This is a genomic window from Burkholderia sp. TSV86 (genome assembly GCF_001522865.1).
GTDB lineage: Bacteria > Pseudomonadota > Gammaproteobacteria > Burkholderiales > Burkholderiaceae > Burkholderia.
The window spans coordinates 19,935-39,576 of sequence record NZ_LOWB01000015.1; the positions used below are offsets into that span (position 1 = coordinate 19,935).

18 protein-coding genes are annotated in these 19,642 nt (G+C 65.0%); 10 read left to right on the top strand and 8 right to left on the bottom strand.

Annotated features, from left to right (window positions below):
* Window position 1 precedes the first annotated feature (1 nt).
* The 6 genes from WS68_RS00775 to lpxC all read left to right on the top strand — a co-directional run bounded on the left by WS68_RS00775 (window position 2) and on the right by lpxC (window position 6,215).
* On the top strand, window positions 2-940 hold the full coding sequence (locus WS68_RS00775; RefSeq protein ID WP_059569003.1) for a D-alanine--D-alanine ligase: 939 nt from the start codon (window positions 2-4) through the stop codon (window positions 938-940).
* A 25-nt stretch (window positions 941-965) separates the two neighbouring features.
* Window positions 966-1,718: a cell division protein FtsQ/DivIB gene (locus WS68_RS00780; protein ID WP_059569004.1), complete on the top strand. Its 753-nt coding sequence runs from the start codon at window positions 966-968 to the stop codon at window positions 1,716-1,718.
* Between the two features lie 26 nt (window positions 1,719-1,744).
* Window positions 1,745-2,977 (top strand): cell division protein FtsA, encoded by a 1,233-nt coding sequence (gene ftsA / locus WS68_RS00785; protein WP_059515773.1) that lies wholly within the window; start codon window positions 1,745-1,747, stop codon window positions 2,975-2,977.
* 183 nt (window positions 2,978-3,160) lie between these two features.
* Window positions 3,161-4,357, top strand: coding sequence for a cell division protein FtsZ (ftsZ, locus tag WS68_RS00790; RefSeq protein ID WP_059516068.1), 1,197 nt, complete (start codon window positions 3,161-3,163; stop codon window positions 4,355-4,357).
* A 183-nt stretch (window positions 4,358-4,540) separates the two neighbouring features.
* Window positions 4,541-5,047: a peroxiredoxin gene (locus WS68_RS00795; RefSeq protein ID WP_059569005.1), complete on the top strand. Its 507-nt coding sequence runs from the start codon at window positions 4,541-4,543 to the stop codon at window positions 5,045-5,047.
* 250 nt (window positions 5,048-5,297) lie between these two features.
* Complete coding sequence (gene lpxC / locus WS68_RS00805) at window positions 5,298-6,215, top strand: UDP-3-O-acyl-N-acetylglucosamine deacetylase (protein ID WP_059569006.1); 918 nt, start codon at window positions 5,298-5,300, stop codon at window positions 6,213-6,215.
* A gap of 225 nt (window positions 6,216-6,440) precedes the next feature.
* On the opposite strand, the gene WS68_RS00810 is transcribed toward lpxC, so the two are convergent.
* Complete coding sequence (locus WS68_RS00810) at window positions 6,441-6,917, bottom strand: DciA family protein (RefSeq protein WP_059569162.1); 477 nt, start codon at window positions 6,915-6,917, stop codon at window positions 6,441-6,443.
* Window positions 6,918-7,194: 277 nt separating this feature from the next.
* Here WS68_RS00810 and secA point away from each other — a divergent pair, with 277 nt between their 5' ends.
* The 4 genes from secA (at window position 7,195) to WS68_RS00830 (ending at window position 12,794) form a co-directional block, all read left to right on the top strand.
* Window positions 7,195-9,990: a preprotein translocase subunit SecA gene (gene secA, locus WS68_RS00815; RefSeq protein ID WP_059569163.1), complete on the top strand. Its 2,796-nt coding sequence runs from the start codon at window positions 7,195-7,197 to the stop codon at window positions 9,988-9,990.
* A gap of 224 nt (window positions 9,991-10,214) precedes the next feature.
* Entirely contained in the window at window positions 10,215-11,456 is a 1,242-nt protein-coding gene (gene argJ / locus WS68_RS00820) for a bifunctional glutamate N-acetyltransferase/amino-acid acetyltransferase ArgJ (RefSeq protein ID WP_059569007.1), read from the top strand.
* 25 nt (window positions 11,457-11,481) lie between these two features.
* Complete coding sequence (locus WS68_RS00825; protein ID WP_059569008.1) at window positions 11,482-12,351, top strand: ATP-binding protein; 870 nt, start codon at window positions 11,482-11,484, stop codon at window positions 12,349-12,351.
* A complete protein-coding gene (locus tag WS68_RS00830; RefSeq protein WP_059569009.1) occupies window positions 12,348-12,794 on the top strand; it encodes an NUDIX domain-containing protein in 447 nt (148 codons plus the stop codon). Before WS68_RS00825 ends, WS68_RS00830 begins: the two co-directional genes overlap by 4 nt.
* 173 nt (window positions 12,795-12,967) lie before the next feature.
* On the opposite strand, the gene WS68_RS00835 is transcribed toward WS68_RS00830, so the two are convergent.
* From WS68_RS00835 to WS68_RS00865, 7 genes are all read right to left on the bottom strand, one after another.
* A complete protein-coding gene (locus tag WS68_RS00835) occupies window positions 12,968-13,162 on the bottom strand; it encodes a DNA gyrase inhibitor YacG (RefSeq protein WP_059569010.1) in 195 nt (64 codons plus the stop codon).
* A gap of 32 nt (window positions 13,163-13,194) precedes the next feature.
* Window positions 13,195-13,950 carry a cell division protein ZapD gene (zapD, locus tag WS68_RS00840; RefSeq protein ID WP_059515791.1) on the bottom strand — a complete coding sequence of 252 codons (756 nt, stop codon included), beginning with the start codon at window positions 13,948-13,950 and terminating at the stop codon, window positions 13,195-13,197.
* Window positions 13,951-14,117: 167 nt separating this feature from the next.
* A complete protein-coding gene (gene coaE / locus WS68_RS00845) occupies window positions 14,118-14,723 on the bottom strand; it encodes a dephospho-CoA kinase (protein ID WP_059569011.1) in 606 nt (201 codons plus the stop codon).
* Window positions 14,724-14,726: 3 nt separating this feature from the next.
* Complete coding sequence (locus WS68_RS00850; protein ID WP_059569164.1) at window positions 14,727-15,638, bottom strand: prepilin peptidase; 912 nt, start codon at window positions 15,636-15,638, stop codon at window positions 14,727-14,729.
* Window positions 15,639-15,682: 44 nt separating this feature from the next.
* On the bottom strand, window positions 15,683-16,906 hold the full coding sequence (locus tag WS68_RS00855; protein WP_059569012.1) for a type II secretion system F family protein: 1,224 nt from the start codon (window positions 16,904-16,906) through the stop codon (window positions 15,683-15,685).
* Window positions 16,903-18,207 carry a GspE/PulE family protein gene (locus tag WS68_RS00860; protein ID WP_082709735.1) on the bottom strand — a complete coding sequence of 435 codons (1,305 nt, stop codon included), beginning with the start codon at window positions 18,205-18,207 and terminating at the stop codon, window positions 16,903-16,905. The genes WS68_RS00855 and WS68_RS00860 overlap by 4 nt, the downstream gene beginning before the upstream one ends.
* 106 nt (window positions 18,208-18,313) lie before the next feature.
* Window positions 18,314-19,612, bottom strand: a complete 1,299-nt coding sequence (locus WS68_RS00865; RefSeq protein WP_059569166.1) for an HlyC/CorC family transporter — start codon at window positions 19,610-19,612, stop codon at window positions 18,314-18,316.
* Window positions 19,613-19,642: the final 30 nt, after the last annotated feature.

Below are 19,642 nucleotides of genomic sequence, written 5' to 3' on the forward strand. Positions count from 1 at the left end.
CATGAGCGGGATCGATCCGAAACGTTTCGGCAAGGTGGCGGTGCTGCTCGGCGGGCAATCCGCCGAGCGCGAGGTGTCGCTGAATTCCGGCCGGCTGGTGCTGCAAGGCCTGCGCGACGCGGGCATCGATGCGCATCCGTTCGATCCGGCCGAGCGGCCGCTGTCGGCGCTGAAGGACGAGGGCTACGCGCGCGCATTCAACGCGCTGCACGGCGGCTATGGCGAGAACGGCCAGATCCAGGGCGCGCTCGATTTTTACGGCATTCGCTATACGGGCAGCGGTGTACTCGGCTCGGCGCTCGGGCTCGACAAATTCCGCACGAAGCTCGTCTGGCAGCAAACGGGTATTCCGACGCCGCCGTTCGAGACCGTCATGTGCGGCGACGATTACGCGGCGCGTGCGAACGACATCGTCGCGAAGCTCGGCTTGCCGCTCTTTGTGAAGCCGGCGAGTGAGGGTTCGAGCGTCGCGGTGCTGAAGGTGAAAAGCGCCGATACGTTGCCTGCCGCGCTGGCGGAGGCGGCGAAACACGACAAGATCGTGATCGTCGAGAAGAGCATCGAAGGCGGGGGCGAGTACACCGCGTGCATCGCCGCGGATCTCGATCTGCCGCTCATCAAGATCGTGCCCGCCGGCGAGTTTTACGACTATCACGCGAAGTATGTCGCGAACGATACGCAGTACCTGATTCCGTGCGGAATCGACGCGGCGAAGGAAGCGGAATTCAAACGCCTCGCGCGCCGCGCATTCGACGTGCTCGGCTGTACCGACTGGGGCCGCGCGGATTTCATGCTGGATGCCGACGGCAACCCGTACTTCCTCGAAGTCAACACCGCGCCGGGGATGACCGATCACTCGTTGCCGCCGAAAGCGGCGCGCGCGGTCGGCATCAGCTATTCGGAGCTGGTCGTGAAAGTGCTGTCATTGACGCTCGATTGATTGGATGCAGGACCGGATTTGAACCATGTGGAATAACGTTCGCCAACTGAACCTTGCCGCCAGCGCGTTGTACGCGCTGCTGCTGCTCGTGTTGGCGGCGGCCGGCTGCTACTGGCTGATCCAGCGCCCGGCGTTCGCATTGCGCGAGATTCGGATCGACGGCGATACCGAGCATATCAACGCGCCGACCGTGCGCGCGGGTGTTGTCGGCCGGCTCAAGGGCAATTTCTTTACCGTCGATCTCGATCTCGCACGCGCCGCGTTCGAGCAGATGCCGTGGGTGCGCCATGCGAGCGTGCGGCGGGTTTGGCCGAACGCGCTTGCCGTGACGCTCGAGGAATACAAGCCGCTCGGCACCTGGGGCAACGATCAGCTCGTGAGCGTGGACGGCGAACTGTTTACCGCGAACCAGGGCGAGCTCGAAGACGAACTGCCCGCGTTCGATGGGCCGGAGGGCAGTGCGAAGGAGGTGGTTGCGCATTATCGCGACTTCGTCAAATGGTTTGCGCCGCTCAACGCGACGCCGGAGGAAGTGACGCTGTCGCCGCGTTACGCGTGGACGGTGAAGCTGTCCAACGGCATGCAGGTGGAGCTTGGCCGCGAGCGCAACAACGACACGCTGTCGGACCGGGTCCGCCGTCTCGTTTCGGCGTGGCCGTCCGTCACGCGCCGCTGGGGCGGCGATATCGAGTATGCGGATTTGCGCTACCCGAACGGGTTTGCGATCCGGGCGGCCGGCATGCGGTTTCTGAGCGACGCCGACAAAGGCAAGAAGTAACACGACATCACACGCAAGAGCACTCTATGAGCAAAGACTACAAGGATCTGCTGGTTGCCCTCGACATCGGTACGTCGAAGGTGGTGGCCGTCGTCGCCGAGCTGAAGGGCGAGGGTCACTATGAGGTGATCGGCCTCGGCCAGAGCGAGTCGAAGGGGCTGAAGAAAGGCGTGGTGGTGAACATCGAGGCCACCGTGCAATCGATTCAGCGCGCGCTCGAGGAAGCGGAGTTGATGGCCGACTGCAAGATCACGAACGTCTTCACCGGGATCGCCGGCAGCCATATCCGCAGCTTCAATTCGAGCGGGATGGTCGCGATCAAGGAGAAGGAGGTCACGCAGACGGACGTTGCGCGCGTGATCGAGACCGCGAAGGCGATCAACATCCCGACCGACCAGCAGGTGCTGCACATCCTCACGCAGGAATTCATCATCGACGGCCAGGAGGACGTGCGCGAGCCGATCGGCATGAGCGGCATCCGCCTCGAGGTGAAGGTCCATATCGTGACGGGCGCGGTGAGCGCCGCGCAGAACATCGTCAAGTGCGTGCGCCGCTGCGGGCTCGAAGTGAACGACTTGATCCTGCAACCGCTCGCGTCGTCGCTGGCGGTGCTGACGGAAGACGAGAAGGATCTCGGCGTCGTGCTGGTCGACATCGGCGGTGGCACGACCGACATCGCGATCTTCGCCGAAGGCGCGATCCGCCATACCGCGGTGATTCCGATCGCGGGCGATCAGATCACGAGCGATATCGCAATGGCGCTGCGCACGCCCACGCCGGACGCGGAAGACATCAAGGTTGGCTACGGGATCGCGAAGCAGGCGCTCGCCGATCCGGACGAGATGGTCGAAGTGCCGGGCCTGGGCGAGCGCGGGCCGCGCACGCTGTCGCGGCAGGCGCTCGCGGCCGTGATCGAGCCGCGCGTCGAGGAGTTGTTTTCGCTCGTGCAGCAGGTGGTGCGCGAGTCTGGTTACGAAGAGTTACTCAGTTCTGGTGTCGTGCTGACGGGCGGTGCTGCGATGATGCCGGGCATGGTCGAATTGGGCGAGGACATCTTCCTGAAGCCGGTGCGCATCGGCGCGCCGGAATACGCGGGAGGCCTGGCCGACGTCGTGCGTAATCCGCGCTATTCGACAGCGATGGGCCTGCTCGTCGAAGGCAGCGCGCAACGCATGCGCGGGCGCAAGGTCGCGGTTCAATCCGGCTCCGCAGGCCAGATCTTCTCGCGGATGAAGGACTGGTTCCTCAGCAACTTTTAAACACGTTCGGATCGGGCGGCGTGCGCCAGATCCGAAAAGCGGGAAAACCTGGGCGGCCCAGTGTTTTCTTCAAAGCGGTTTCGCAATACGCGCCGGTGCCGGCGGCTGGCGCGCGACGAAAGGTTGCCCGATCTTTCGCCGAATAACGGCCGAATAGCGGTTATTTTCTTGACGGAGGCAATGATGGAATTCGAAATGCTGGAAACCGAGACCAACGGCACGATCATCAAAGTGATCGGCGTTGGCGGCGCGGGCGGCAACGCCGTGCAGCACATGATCAACAAGGGCGTGCAGGGCGTCGATTTTGTCGTGATGAATACCGACGCGCAGGCGCTGTCGCGTTCGCGCGCGCCGTCCGTGATTCAGCTCGGCAACACTGGCCTCGGCGCCGGCGCGAAACCGGAAATGGGCCGCGCGGCGGCCGAGGAAGCGCGCGAGCGCATCGCCGACGCGTTGCGCGGCGCGCACATGGTGTTCATTACGGCCGGCATGGGCGGCGGCACCGGCACCGGCGCGGCGCCCGTCGTCGCGCAGATCGCCAAGGAGATGGGGATTTTGACCGTCGGCGTGGTCAGCAAACCGTTCGAGTTCGAAGGCGGCAAGCGCATGCGTGTCGCGGAAGCCGGTTCGCAGCAACTGGAAGATCACGTCGATTCGCTGATCGTCGTGCTGAACGACAAGCTGTTCGAAGTGATGGGCGACGACGCCGAGATGGATAAGTGCTTCCAGTGCGCCGACGACGTGCTCAACAACGCGGTCGCGGGCATCGCCGAGATCATCAATGTCGACGGCCTCGTGAATGTCGACTTCGAAGACGTGAAGACGGTGATGGGCGAACAGGGCAAGGCGATGATGGGCACGGCGACGGTCGCCGGCGTCGATCGCGCGCGCCTTGCGGCGGAACAGGCGGTGGCGAGCCCGCTGCTCGAAGGCGTCGATCTGTCGGGCGCGCGCGGCGTGCTGGTCAACATCACGTCGAGCCGTTCGCTGCGCCTGTCGGAAACGCGCGAAGTGATGAACACGATCAAGAGCTACGCGGCGGAAGATGCGACGGTGATCTTCGGCGCGGTGTACGACGACGCGATGGGCGACGCGCTGCGTGTGACGGTGGTGGCCACCGGTCTGGGCCGCGCGGTGAAGAAGCAGCAATCGGCGCCGATGACGCTGCTGCGCACCGGTACGGACAATCAGCCGGTCGCCGCGGCCCAGCACGGCTACGCAAACTCGCATCACGTGAGCACCGGTGACTACGGCGCGTTCGATACGCCGGCTGTATGGCGCAATTCGCGCGAGACGGCCGCGTCGCACGTGCAGGCGCTGCAGGAGAAGGGCGTCGACACGTATGACATCCCGGCTTTCCTGCGCAAGCAGGCCGACTGACGCGCGAGCTGCTTCGCGCCGCGTGATGCACGCGCGGCACGAGCCGACGTGACGGATGAAACGGCTCATCACAGGCCGCGTCGCTTGACGCCGGGCTGGCACATTGCCCGCTTCGCTCGTGCGAGGCTGGCCGGGCCGTGTCGTCTGTTGCAAACGATCGTATCGCAAGAGGAAGAACCAGCAATGATTCGAGTGGGCGACACGCTGCCCGACGCGGAACTCTTCGAGTATCTCGACGACGCGCGCGTGGGCTGCACGCTGGGGCCGAACGCCTTCAGCGTGCGCGAGCAGACGGCGGGCAGGCGCGTGGTGATCTTCGGATTGCCGGGCGCATTCACGCCGACTTGCTCGATGCAGCATGTGCCGGGTTACGTCGAACATGCCGAGCGGTTGCGCGCGGCGGGTGTCGACGAGATCTGGTGCGTTGCCGTCAACGACGCATTCGTGATGGGCGCTTGGGGACGCGATCTGCACACCGCGGGCAAGGTGCGTATGATGGCGGACGGCAGCGCGGCTTTCACTCATGCGCTGGGTCTTACGCAGGATTTGTCTGCGCGCGGCATGGGGACGCGTTCCCGACGCTACGCGATGGTGGTCGATGACGGCGTGGTCAAGACGCTGTTTGTCGATATGCCGGGCAAGTTCGAAGTCAGCGATGCGGCAAGCGTGCTGGCGAGTTTGACGCGCTGAAAATGCGCTATGCCATTGCCCGCCGTTGTCTTTGAGCAACGCAGCGGCGCGCCGGCTGCGAAGTTGTAACACGGGCCGACGACCGGGAACGCCTCCGTTCCGGGCGCCGGCCCGTCTCGCATTCATCAGGGTAATGCGTCGAAACAGTTTGAAACGTTGATCCACAAGGCGAGAAATAGGGAATTACGCTATAATCTCGTCTATCAAATAAAACTCCTGATTGAAAATCTCAATCAAGAAGACCGTCACCATGTTGAAGCAGCGCACTATCAAATCGATTGTCAAGACCGTCGGCATCGGCGTGCATTCGGGGCGCAAGGTCGAGCTGACGCTGCGTCCCGCCGCGCCAGGCACGGGCATCGTATTTTCGCGCGTCGATCTGCCGACGCCCGTCGACATTCCCGCATCGGCGCTGTCGATCGGCGACACGCGGCTCGCGTCCGTGCTGCAAAAGGACGGCGTGCGCGTATCGACGGTCGAGCATCTGATGTCCGCGTGCGCGGGCCTGGGGATCGACAATCTGTATATCGACGTGACTGCCGAGGAAATCCCGATCATGGACGGCAGTGCGGCGTCGTTTGTGTTCCTGATCCAGTCGGCTGGCATCGAAGAGCAGAATGCGCCGAAGCAGTTCATCAAGGTGACGAGGCCCGTCGAGGTTCGCGACGGCGACAAGTTCGCGCGGCTCGAACCGTACTTCGGCTTCAAGTTGAAGTTCACGATCGATTTCCGCCATCCGGCCGTCGATAAGACGGGCCAGGCGCTCGAGGTCGATTTCGCGAATACGTCGTATGTGCGCGAGATCGCGCGTGCGCGCACGTTCGGCTTCGCGCACGAGGTCGAGATGATGCGTGAGCTTGGGCTGGCGCGCGGCGGCAGCATGGACAACGCAATCGTGCTCGACGAATACCGCATCCTGAACAACGACGGCTTGCGTTACGACGACGAGTTCGTCAAGCACAAGATGCTCGACGCGATCGGCGATCTTTATGTGGTCGGCCATCCGCTGCTGGCGTCGTATACCGCGTATAAGTCGGGCCATGGCCTGAACAACGCGCTGCTGCGCGAGTTGCTTGCGCACGAGGACGCTTACGAGATCGTCACGTTCGACGATCCGAAGGCCGCGCCGAACGGCTTCGGCTTCGATGCGCAAACGGCATTTGCGTGATGCGCTGAGCGCGCTGAAAAGCGGGGCGGAAATCGCAAAGGCGGCCTGCGGGCCGCCTTTCTTTTTGGGGCGCGCCTGGGTTTGGCGCTCGGGCCTGCCCGGCGGAACCGGACGCAGGTTCGCTGACGGCGATATGCATCGAGCCGCAACGGGGTGCGCGGGCGGCTGACGGGCTGGGCGCAGCGGCAGCGCGCCTCGCCGGCCGGCGAGGCGCGCCCGCGCTGGTCATCGCGGTGCTTTTGCGTGACGTGCGACCATTCGTTCGAGCGCCGCTTGCAAAGGTGACGGCTCGAGCGTATCCGCGAGGCGGCGCAGCGCGTCCGCGCCCGCCTGCGACATCCGCGCCTGCTTGATCGGCGGCGGTTCGGGCGCAGGCCGCGGCCGGACCTTGATTTTCAGCGACGCAACGGGCCAGCCGCGCGCTTGCAAGTCTGCGACCAGGCGCGGCTCGACCTGCCGCAACCGGGCGGCGAGCGCGTTGTGCGCAGCGAAGAGCGCGAGCGTGCCGTCCTTGATAAAGCCCGGCTCGACATGGTTGGCCAGGTAATCGGGGAGCAATGCGGCGAGATCCCGCTCGAGCGCGGCGACCTGCTCGACGCCTGCGCGCAACGCGGCGAACGCATCGGTGCGCTTGAGCACGTCGGCGGCCGCTTGCGGCCGCGCCCAGTGGGTGAAATGCTGATGCTTCGGAGGTCGGTTCATGGTGAAGAGCGGGCGGCGCGCGGCGGCTCGCGCGGCCGGGCGGTGCGGCAATGCGCCGATTGTACCTCGGCGCGCCCGCGCGCCGACCGGCACGCCCGCGCTCGGCGCGAGCGCGAATCGTGGCCGCTGCGCCCGCCGCCGAAGTCTCCGGCGCGTAGTAGTGCGCGTGCTAAAATTCGTCGTTTGAATTCACCTCTACGCTAAGCCGCCGAGGCTCAGGTGCCGGGACGACGACGTTCGCAGCTCCGGGGCCTTGCACCGACGCAAACCCGATCCGATGACAACCGGTTTTCTCCAGAAAATTTTTGGCAGCCGCAACCAGCGGCTCGTCAAGCAATACCAAAAGACCGTCGCGGCGATCAATGCGCTCGAAACGCAGATCGAGAAGCTGACGGACGACCAGTTGCGCGGCAAGACAGAGGAGTTCCGTCAGCGCATCGCTGGCGGCGAGACGCTCGATAAACTGTTGCCCGAAGCGTTTGCCGTGTGCCGTGAGGCGAGCCGCCGCGTGCTGAAAATGCGTCACTTCGACGTGCAGTTGATCGGCGGGATGGTGCTGCACTACGGCAAGATCGCCGAAATGCGCACGGGCGAGGGCAAGACGCTCGTCGCGACGCTTGCCGCATATCTGAATGCGCTTGCCGGCCGCGGCGTGCACGTCGTGACGGTCAACGACTACCTCGCGCAGCGTGACGCCGAGTGGATGGGACGGCTCTACAATTTCCTCGGGCTGTCCGTCGGCATCAATCTGTCGGGGATGGAGCACGACCAGAAGCAGGCAGCATATGCGGCTGACATCACGTATGGCACGAACAACGAATTCGGCTTCGACTACCTGCGCGACAACATGGTCTACGAGACCGGCGCGCGCGTGCAGCGGCCGCTCAACTTCGCGGTGGTCGACGAAGTCGATTCGATCCTGATCGACGAGGCGCGCACGCCGCTCATCATCTCGGGCCAGGCGGAGGACCACACCGAGCTGTACGTGCGGATGAACGCGCTGCCGCCGCTGCTCGAGCGTCAGATCGGCGAGGAGAAGGCGGACGGTACGGGCATCGAGAAGCCGGGCGACTACACGCTCGACGAAAAGGGCCGCCAGGTGTTCCTGACCGAATCGGGGCACGAGAAGGCCGAGCGGATGCTCGCCGAGTGGGGCTTGATCGGCGATGGCGAAAGCCTCTATGCGCCGCAGAACATCACGCTGATGCACCACGTGTACGCGGCGCTGCGCGCGCATACGCTGTTCCATCGCGATCAGCATTACGTTGTGCAGAACGGCGAGGTGATCATCGTCGACGAATTCACGGGCCGTTTGATGCCGGGTCGCCGCTGGTCCGACGGGCTGCACCAGGCGGTCGAGGCAAAGGAGCACGTGAAGATTCAGAACGAGAACCAGACGCTCGCGTCGATCACGTTCCAGAACTATTTCCGGATGTACGCGAAGCTGTCGGGGATGACCGGCACCGCGGACACCGAAGCCTACGAATTCAACGAGATCTACGGTCTCGAGACGGTCGTGATCCCGACCAACCGGCCGCCAAAGCGCATCGACAAGCAGGATCAGATCTACAAATCCGCGAAGGAGCGTTACGATGCGGTGATCCGCGATATTCGCGAGTGCCATGAGCGCGGCCAGCCGGTGCTGGTGGGCACCACGTCGATCGAGAATTCGGAGCTGCTGTCGCATCTGCTCAAGCAGGCGGGGCTGCCGCACGAGGTGCTCAACGCGAAGCAGCACGAGCGCGAGGCGGCGATCGTCGCCGAGGCGGGGCGGCCGAAGCGCATCACGATCGCGACGAACATGGCGGGCCGCGGCACCGACATCGTGCTCGGCGGCAACGTCGAGAAGCAGGCGGCGTTCATCGAGGCCGACGACACGATCCCGGCCGACGAGAAGGCTCGCCGCATCCAGCAACTCCACGACGAGTGGGAGACGCTGCACGAGCAGGTCAAGGCAGCGGGCGGCCTGCACATCATCGGCACCGAGCGGCACGAGTCGCGCCGCATCGACAACCAGTTGCGCGGCCGCGCGGGCCGTCAGGGCGATCCGGGCTCGTCGCGCTTCTACTTGTCGCTCGAGGACCCGCTCCTGCGCATCTTCGCGGGCGATCGCGTGCGCGCGATCATGGACCGTCTGAAGATGCCGGAGGGCGAGGCGATCGAGGCGGGCATCGTCACGCGCTCGATCGAATCGGCGCAGCGCAAGGTGGAAGCGCGCAACTTCGATATCCGCAAGCAACTGCTCGAATACGACGACGTCGCGAACGACCAGCGCAAGGTGATCTACCAGCAGCGCAACGAACTGCTCGAGGCGCACGACATCGCCGAGACGATCGGCGCGATGCGCCACGGGGTGATCGCCGATGTGGTCCGGCAGTTCGTGCCGGCGGGCAGCATCGAGGAACAGTGGGACGTTCCCGAGCTTGAGGAGGCGCTGCGCCAAGACTGGCAGCTCGATCTCGCGATCCAGGAAATGGTGAACGAGTCGTCGTCGATCAGCGCCGACGAGATCCTCGACGCCGTCACGACGGCGGCCGACGAACATTACGACGCGAAGGTCGCTCTCGTCGGCCGCGAGTCGTTCAGCGCGTTCGAGCGCTCGATCATGCTGCAGACGCTCGATCGCCTATGGCGCGAGCATCTCGCCGCGCTCGATCATCTGCGCCAGGGGATCCATTTGCGCGGCTATGCGCAGAAGAACCCGAAGCAGGAATACAAGCGCGAGGCATTCGAGCTGTTCGCCGCGATGCTCGATGCAATCAAGCTCGAAGTCACGCGGATCGTGATGAACGTGCAGATCCAATCGCCCGAGCAGCTCGAGGAGGCGGCCGAGCAGATCGAGGAGCAGGGCGGCGGCCATCTCGATCACGTCGAATATCAGCATGCCGATTTCACCGCGGCTGCCACGGCCACAGCGGGCGGCGCGGCGGTGGCGGAAGCGGCGGCCGATATGGCCGGCCATGCGGTGAGCCACGGCGGGCAGGCAGGCGAAGTGCCGAGAGTCGGCCGCAACGATCCGTGTCCGTGCGGCAGCGGCAAGAAGTACAAGCATTGTCACGGCAAGCTGACGTGATGGGCGGGCCCGGCGTTGCGTCGGGTGCCGCCGCCTGAAAGGGCGGCCGGGGCGCGCGGCGGCGCGGGTGCCGATCGAAGGCGGCGCGCGATGAGCGCGCCGCGTCGTCTGTGCGATAGCGTTTTTGCGGTCGTGGTGTGGGCGGTGCGTAAGCGGCCGCTCGTTCTTCAATCCATCGATGCCGGCATGCGTGCCGGCATTTTCCTTCGGTGCAGGTGCTTCAGATGGCTGTCAATTTTCCGTCGATCGATTCCGCGCAATTGCATCCCGTCGCCGGCGTCACGCTCGGCTGGGCGGAGGCGCACATTCGCAAACCGAACCGCAAGGACGTGCTTGTCGTCTGCGTCGACGAAGGCGCGAGCGTCTCCGGCGTGTTCACCGAAAACCGCTTCTGCGCCGCGCCCGTCACGGTGTGCCGCGAGCATCTCGCGAAGGCGCGTGCGGGCGGCGCCGGGATTCGCGCGCTCATCGTCAATACCGGTGTGGCGAACGCGGGCACGGGCGAGCCGGGGCTGATGCACGCGCGCGAAACCTGCGCGGCGCTGGCGCACCTGATCGGAATCCACGCCGACCAGGTGTTGCCGTTCTCGACCGGCGTGATCCTCGAGCCGCTGCCGCTCGACCGACTGAAGGCGGGCTTACCCGCCGCGCTCGCGAATCGCGCCAGCGCGCACTGGCTCGAAGCCGCGCAGTCGATCATGACGACCGACACGCAGCCGAAGGCCGCATCGCGCCAAGTGACGATCGAGGGCCACACGGTCACGCTGACGGGCATCAGCAAGGGGGCCGGCATGATCAAGCCGAACATGGCGACGATGCTCGGCTTTCTCGCGCTCGACGCGAAAGTTGCGCAGCCGGTGCTCGACGTGCTGGTGAAGGAAGTGGCGGACCGCTCGTTCAATTGCATCACGATCGACGGCGATACGTCGACCAACGATTCGTTCATCCTGATCGCATCCGGCCGAGCGAGCCTGCCCGAGATCACGTCGACCGATTCGCCCGCGTATGCGGCGCTGCGCGACGCGGTCACCGAACTCGCGCAGACGCTTGCGCAATTGATCGTTCGCGATGGCGAAGGCGCGACGAAATTCATCACGGTGCAGGTCGAAGGCGGCCGCAGCGCCGACGAGTGCCGCCGGATCGCGTATGCGATCGGCCATTCGCCGCTCGTGAAGACCGCGTTCTACGCATCGGACCCGAATCTCGGCCGTATTCTCGCTGCGATCGGCTATGCCGGCGTCGCGGACCTCGACGTCGGCAAGATCGATCTGTATCTCGACGACGTGCTGGTCGCGCACGCGGGGGGCCGCAATCCCGCGTATCTGGAGGAGGAAGGCCAGCGCGTGATGAAGCAAAGCGAGATCACGATCCGCGTGCTGCTCGGCCGCGGTGACGCGCGGGCGACGGTTTGGACCTGCGATTTGTCGCACGAATACGTGAGCATCAACGCCGACTATCGTTCATAAACTACACGCACACGGGGCGAGCCTCATGGACCAGCTCGAACAATTGCTGAAACGTGCCGAAGCGCTGCTCGGGCGCCTCGAAGCGCTGCTGCCGCCGCCGCCCGCGGCGATCGACTGGGCGGCGGCGACTGCATTCCGTTGGCGCAAGCGCCAGGGGCGCGGCTATCTGCAGCCCGTCGCCGCGCGCTCGACGATCACGCTCGGCGATTTGCAGAACATCGATCGCCAGAAAGCGCTGATCGAGCAGAACACGCGCCAGTTCGTTCTGCGCAAGCCGGCGAACAACGTGCTGCTGACGGGCGCGCGCGGCACCGGCAAGTCGTCGCTGATCAAGGCTTGTCTAAACGCTTTCGCGGCCGACGGATTGCGTCTCATCGAAGTCGACAAGGATGATTTGCACGATCTCGGCGACATCGTCGAGCTGATTTCGGCGCGGCCGGAGCGCTTCATCGTGTTTTGCGACGATCTTTCGTTCGAGGACGGCGAGTCGGGCTACAAGGCGCTCAAGGTCGCGCTCGACGGCTCGATTGCCGCACAGTCCGACAACGTGCTGATCTACGCGACGTCGAACCGCCGGCACCTGCTGCCGGAGTACATGAGCGACAACGAAACATACAAGCATCTGCCCGACGGCGAGATCCATCCGGGCGAGGTGGTCGAGGAAAAAATTTCATTATCCGAGCGTTTTGGCCTCTGGGTCAGCTTCTACCCGTTCAAGCAGGATGATTACTTGGCGATTGTCGGCCACTGGCTCAAGCATTTCGGCTGCGATGACGCCGAGATCGACGCGGCGCGCGGCGATGCGCTCGTCTGGGCGCTCGAGCGCGGGTCGCGCTCCGGCCGCGTCGCATGGCAATTTGCGCGCGACCGCGCGGGCCGCAAGGAGAACGTATGAGTTTGGATGTATCAAACGACGCGGCGCGGACGGGTGCCTCGCGCAAGGTGACCGAGGTGGCGGTCGGCGTGCTGGTGCAGCCGGACGGCCGTTATCTGCTCGCGCAACGGCTGCCCGGCAAGCCTTACGAGGGCTATTGGGAGTTTCCGGGCGGCAAGCTCGAGGCGGGGGAGAGCGTCGAGGAGGCGCTCGCCCGGGAGTTGCACGAGGAACTCGGCATCGTCGTGACCGATTGTCACCGCTGGCATACGCTCGAACACGACTACCCGCATGCATACGTGCGGCTGTATTTCTGCAAGGTGACGGATTGGACGGGCGAGCCGCATAGCCGCGAAGGCCAAGCGTTTGTCTGGCAGCGCCTGCCCGTCGACGTGGCGCCGCTGCTGCCGGCCGCGCTGCCCGTGCTCGAACTGCTCGCGCAGGAGCAGGGTGGCGCACGGTAGTAAGCTGCGCACGCGGTTTTCAGTCCGCCGGAGGGCGGCTTGTCACGCGCAACGGGTTACGCTTGGCCGTTGGCTCGATAGATGACGGCAGGGAGTGCCGGGCCGCCGGCACGCCGGGCCGCTCGACAAGCGATGCCGGTTCGGTCATGCGCGGTTTTTCGGGGTCGGCGGATTTACCCGCGGGTTCCCTTTTCTGCGTCGTCGTCGGACAGCGCTTCGTTATCGGCGCCACCGATCCGGTATTTCTCGGCCGCCCATGCGCCGAGGTCCAATTGCTTGCAGCGGGACGAACAGAAGGGACGGAAGCGATTCTCGGGCGTCCAGCGCACTTCCTTGCCGCAGGACGGGCATTTCACGGCGGTAACCATAGCAGCAGATCACATTGCGGCGCGACGCGCCGTTACAGGTTGCAAAGGGTAAGTTGGAACGGCACGTTGATATCGACCGCGCGCGGCCGGACGTCGCCGTCCTGCGTGGTGAAGCGCACCCACAGCATGTATTTGTTCGCGCTCGCCTCGGGGATCACGCGCAGTTCGGGGGCGACGCGCACTTGCATGAGCTGATAGGTGCGCCCGGACAGCATCTGCTGATAGCTGCCCTGCATCGCCATGACCTTCGCCGCCTGTCCCGATTCACGGGCGAGGCGCAGCACGATCGTCGCGGCGTCCCGCAGTGGTAACAGCGGCATTGCCCATTTCGCGATGTCCTGGCGGCGTTGCTCGGACGGCCACTGCTGCCACGCGTAGTAAGACGGCAGGTCGAATTTGCAGGTGCCGCCCGGGATCACGGCGCGGCTGCGGATGCTCGCGAGCCATTCGTTGTCGATCAGATGCTGGCCGGTCTTGCCTTGCATTTGCGCAAGGTTCGCAAGCGTCTGCTCGATTTCGCCGAGCACCGCTTCGAGCGCATTCTGTTCGATACCGGGATTGCCGCGAAATGGCGCGAGCGTTTGCCGCTGGCGCTCAAGCTCCTTCATCAGATCCGATTTCAGATCAGCGCGGCCCGCGACTTCGGCGATTTCGAACAGCGTCGTCAGCGCGACATGATGTTCTCTCGCGTCTTCCTGGGCGACAAAAAACGTAAAGCGCTCGAACAGATCTTCGAGACGCAGTAGCGTGCGGATTCGCTCGTTGAACGGATACTCGTAAAGAATCAAGCGCGCTCGCCTCTCGCGTTGGGGATGACCGAAATTGCAGGGACATTCTAATGCTCACGGTCTACCCTAGCAATCGGACCATTTCGGGACGCATGACAATGAGGGCGTTCGTGACGGTGCCCGTGGCGAGGGGCTCAGCCCGCCGCCTGGCGCACGTTGGTTATACGTCAGCGGGTGGCGGCGAAAGCGAGATAGCGTTGGTGCAGCGCGGCGACTTCGGCTTCGAGTTGCCGATGCGACGTGTGGTCGTTGACGATCACGTCGTCGGCCGCCGCCAGCCTGACGCTGCGCGACGCCTGCCGAGCGATGATCGCCTCGACCTGCTCGCGCGTGAAGCCGTTGCGGCGCATCACGCGCGCGATTTGCGTGTCCACTGCGCAGTCGACCACGAGCACGCGGTCCACGCGTGCTTTCCATGTGCCGGATTCGACGAGCAGCGGTACGACGAGCACGACGTAAGCGCCTTGCGCCGCGTTCGCCTCGCGTTCGGTTTCGTCGCGAATCAGCGGATGAGTGATGGCTTCAAGGCGCTTGCGCGCCCCTTCGTCGCTGAAGACCAGTGCGCGCATTTTCGCGCGGTCGAGCGAGCCGTCGGCGGCGACGAACGCCGCGCCGAACTCGCGCGCGATAAGCGGCATCGCGGAGCCGTGTGCAGCGGTGATGTGGTGCGCGATGAGGTCAGTGTCGACAATCGACGCGCCGAGCGAGCCGAGCAGATTCGCGATCGTTGTCTTGCCGCTGCCGATTCCACCCGTCAATCCCACCGAGAACATAGGTCAGCCTCCAAGCAGCAAGTAAAACGGCGTTCCGCAAAAAAGCGTGGCGGCACCGCCGATCGCAAGAAACGGGCCGAATGGCAGCGGCTCTTCGAATCGCATGCGGCCGCGCCAAGTCGCGACGAGGCCGACCGTTGCGCCGGCCACGGCGGCGATCAATACGACCTGCGGCAACGCTTCCCAGCCGAGCCACGCACCGAGCGCGGCAAGGAGCTTCAGATCGCCGTAGCCGATGCCTTCGATGCCGCGCAACAGTTTGAAGAGCCACAGAACGCACCAAAGGAACAGATAGCCGGCAATCGCGCCAATAACAGCGGCGCGCAAGCCGGTGAACATGCCCCACAGATTGACGCACAGGCCGGCCCAAAGAAGCGGCAGCGTCAGCGAATCGGGCAGGAAGCCGGTTTGCATGTCGATCGCGCTCATCGCGAGCAGCGCCACGCACAGGCCGAATGCGGCGAGCGCCGCGCCGCTTGGCCCGAAAAGGGAGAGCGCGGCGGCCGCGAGCGCGGCGGCCGCGAGTTCCACCAGCGGATAGCGCAGGCCGATGGCCGCTTGACAGTGGCTACAGCGGCCGCGCAGCACGATATAGCTGAGCACTGGGATGTTTTCCCAGGCGCGCAGCACATGGCCGCAGCTTGGGCAGGCGCTGCGCGGCACCCACAGGTTGTAGCGCGGCGGCAGGCCGTCGGCGGCAGGCGGCTCGCCCGTTGCTTCGGCTATTTCCGCGAGCCACGCGCGTTTCATCATGATCGGCAGCCGGTGCGCGACCACGTTGACGAAGCTGCCGACGACAAGACCGAACACGATCGCGAATGCATACTGCGCGCCCGACGGAAGCGCCGCGAATGCGGCGAGCAGCGCGAAGGGCGCTTGCGTTGCCGGATCGGGAAGAAGCGGGTTGGACGTGATCAAGGCGGTCGTCATGGTTAATGGAGTCGGATTCGGCTGCGATGCTACACCACGTTACCGAGCTGAACGATCGGCAGATACATCGCGATCACCAGCGCGCCGATGAGCGCGCCCAGCACGACGATCACAACAGGCTCGCACAGGTGCGCGATCATGCCGATCTGGTCGTCGATCCGCCGGTCGCAGAGTGTCGCGATATCGAGCAACATCATATCGAGCGTGCCGGATTCTTCGGCGACCGAGATGGGTTGCACGACATCGTCGGGAAAACAGCCTTCGGCCCGCATCGCCTGGGCGAGCCGCTCGCCGCGCTGCAGGCGCGCGGCAATCCCGGCTGTTGCGCGATCGAAGAGCACATTGCCGCTTACATGCGACAAAGCGGCGAGCGCATCGGCAAGCGGCGTGCCAGCGGCGAGCAACGTGCCGAGCGCGCGACTCCAGCGGGCGGCGGCGAGCGTGCGCAGCAGCGGCCCGGCAAGCGGCATGCGCAGTAGCGCCCGTGCGAGTGCGACGCGGACGGCTGCGGAGCGGCGCGTGGCGTGACGCATTGCGGCGCAGACGAGCGCCACGGCAATGCCGACCGGCACACTCATGCGTGTCACGCCGGCCGATAGCGCCAGGATGAAGCGGGTCGGTGCGGGCAGGGCGGTGCCGAAGCCGGAGAAAATCTGCTCGAAGGTCGGTACGACCCAGATCAGCAGCGCCGCAGTCAGCGCGAGCGCGAACAGCAGCACTGCCACCGGATAGGCGAGCGCCCCTCTGACCCGCGCATATTGGGCGGCGGCGCGTTCGCGATCCTCGGCGATCCGTGCGAGCACGGCGGCGAGTGCGCCCGCCGTCTCGCCGACCGCGACGAGCTGGCGCAACAGTGGATCGAACGGACGCGGATAGCGGTCCAATGCGGCCGAGAATTGCCGACCTGCGACGATCTCGCGCGCCAACCCCGCCGCGATGCGAGGTATCGCGCTGCGCTGCCGGGACGCGTTCGTGCGTGCCAGCAATTCGAGTGACGGTGCGAGCGCCAGCCCAGCGTGCAGGAGCCCGGCGAGTTGGCGCGTGAAGCGCGTGATCTCGTGCGTGCGCACTGCCGGGGGCGGCGCCGTACCGCGGGCTTCGAGGTGCAGCACGGTAATGCCGGTGCGCTTGAGTGCCGCGCGCGCGGTGCCCGAATCGACGGCAATCAGCACGCCGCGCCGGCGTGCGCCGTCCGCCGTCACGCCTACCCAGCGATAACGGGCTTCGCTCGGCGCAGGACTGCGCGTATTCATTCGGAGGCCTCGGTTGCATCAAGTGCTTCGTCCAGGCTTGTGGAGCCATCGCGCACGCGGATGAGCGCGGCTTCGCGCAAGCTCGCCATGCCTTCGGAACGGGCTTGGCGCGTAAGTTCGGCGCCGCTTGCGTGAGCGCTGATCAAGTCGCGTTGCTCGGCTGACAGCGGCATCACCTGATGAATACCCACGCGCCCCTTGTAGCCGATGCCATGACACTCGGCGCAGCCTCTCGCGGTATACGGCCGCCAGCCGGCATCGAGCGACGCCGCGGCGATGCCGGCCGCGCGCAGCGCGTCGCGCGACGCATCGGCGGGCGCGCGACACGCGGTGCAAAGGCGCCTCACCAGCCGTTGCGCGGTCACGAGTCTCAACGCAGCGGCGAGGTTGTATGGTGCGACGCCGATGTCGAGCAGCCTCGTGACCGCTGCCGGCGCATCGTTCGTATGCAGTGTCGATAACACCAGATGGCCAGTTTGCGCGGCTTTGAGCGCGACATCGGCGGTTTGCGCATCGCGAATCTCACCGACCATGATCACGTCGGGATCCTGGCGAAGGAACGCGCGCAGCGCGACCGCAAACGTCAGGCCCGCTTTTTCCCGCACCCCTACCTGATTGATGCCATCGAGTTCGATCTCGGCCGGGTCCTCGACCGTGCAGATGTTGCGCGATGCGTCGTTCAATTGCTGAAGGAAGCAATACAGCGACAACGTTTTGCCGCTGCCGGTGGGCCCGGTCACCAGAATGAGGCCATGTGGCGCCCGGATCGCTGCTTCGACGGTGCGTGCCTGGGCGGTGTCGAAGCCGAGCGCGGTGAGCGACAGCGCGGCGGGCAGTGTTTCCAGACGTCGCAGCACGAGTTTTTCGCCATGCAGCGTCGGCAATGAACTGACTCGGTAGTCGCAGCAGAGCCCCGGCGCCGGCGCAAGCCGCAGCCGGCCATCCTGTGGCACGCGGCGCTCGGCGATGTCCATTCGCGCGAGTACCTTGATCCGCGTCACGCACGCATCGCGCAGATGGGCGGGCGGCCGCGCGAGCTCATGCAGCACCCCGTCGATTCGCAGCCGCACACGCCAGCCCGATTCACAGGGCTCGACGTGGATGTCCGACGCATTGCGCTCGTGTGCCGTGCGCAGCATATCGGCGACGGCGCCAATGGCTGGTGCGTCATCGTCGAATTTCGCGGCGCGCGGCCGGGAAGTGGCAAGAGGCGCGGTGGAGGAGGCCGCCGCTTGCGGTGGCGATGCCGGCGCCGCACGGTCCGGCCATGCGGAAAAGAAAGGAGAAGACCTGACAGACATTGGCTCCGGCCCAAGGCCGCCTGTTCGACGCGATGAGAGAATCATCGCGTGGCGCGCATCAGGCGGCCAGTCGGCCGTTCGGCCAAAGCCGGGACGACGGGGCGCGTTACATGGCTCGTGAGTGCCCTGGGCCGCGCGGCATGCGGGGCTGGAACAGTTTGACCGTGCGTACACCCTGATCGTCGCTGCGCATCACTTCAATCATTACGTTGCCGATCTTCAAGCAGACGTCGCCTTCCGGAATTTCCTCGAGCACTTCGAGAATGAGCCCGTTAAGCGTTTTCGGGCCCGTCGTCGGCAGATCCAGGTGGAGCCAGCGGTTCAGTTCGCGCAACGGCATGCTGCCCGCGACGATGCATTCGCCGTTTTCGTCCCAGCCGCCCTTCGAGCCTTCGCTTTTCGGCATCGTCGTCGTGAATTCGCCGATCAGCTCCTCGATGATGTCCTCCGGCGTGACGAGCCCTTCGAGTTCGCCGTACTCGTTGACAACGAGCGCCGTGCGCTGGCGGCTTTCCTGGAAGTACTGCAATTGCTGGTAGACGGGCGTGCCGGATGGCACATAGTACGGCTCGGTGAGCAACTCGCGCAGCGTCGCGCGATCGAAATCCTGGTTGTGAAGCGCGGCAAGCGTCTTGCGCACGTGCAGCACGCCGAGCACGCGCTCGATATCCCCTTCGTAGACGACGAGCCGGTTGTGATAACAGGTCTCGATCTGGTGCAGCACGTCGTCGAGCGGTGCGAGGATGTTCAGCGCTTCGATCTGGCGGCGCGGAATCATCACGTCGTCGACGGTGATGTTCTCCAGATCGAACAGGTTGAGCAGGATGCTGCGGTGCTTGGTCGGCATGAAACTCGCGGATTCGAGCACGAGCGTGCGCAGTTCCTCCGCCGACAGCCGCTGGTCTCGGCCTGCCTTCGTGTTGATGCGCAGCGTGGCGAGGATGGTGCCGGACAGCGCGTTGACGAACCATACGATCGGCATCAGCACCCGCATCAGCGGTGCGATGACGATGCTGGCGGGCAATGCGATCCGCTCGGGGAACGTCGCGCCGACGATTTTCGGCGTGATTTCGGCGAACACGATGATGAGGAACGCAACGATTCCCGTCGCGATCGACAGCACGAGGTTGTCATGGCCGAACGTGCGTAGCGCGATCGACGTCGTCAATACCGGGATGATCGTGTTGAACAGATTGTTGCCGATCAGAACCACGCTGAGGAGTTGATCGGTTCGCGCAAGCAACCCTTGCGTCGTCTTCGCGCCGAGCGCGCCTTGGGTGGCGAGGTGTTTGAGCCGATGACGGTTGAGCGCCATCATCGCGGTTTCGGAAATGGAGAAGAAGCTGGAGCAGAGAAGAAGCAGGAAGACGGCGCCGATTTGCGCCCATAAGGGAATTTGGTCCACGCGTGGAAAGTCGGTGAATGAACAGGAATG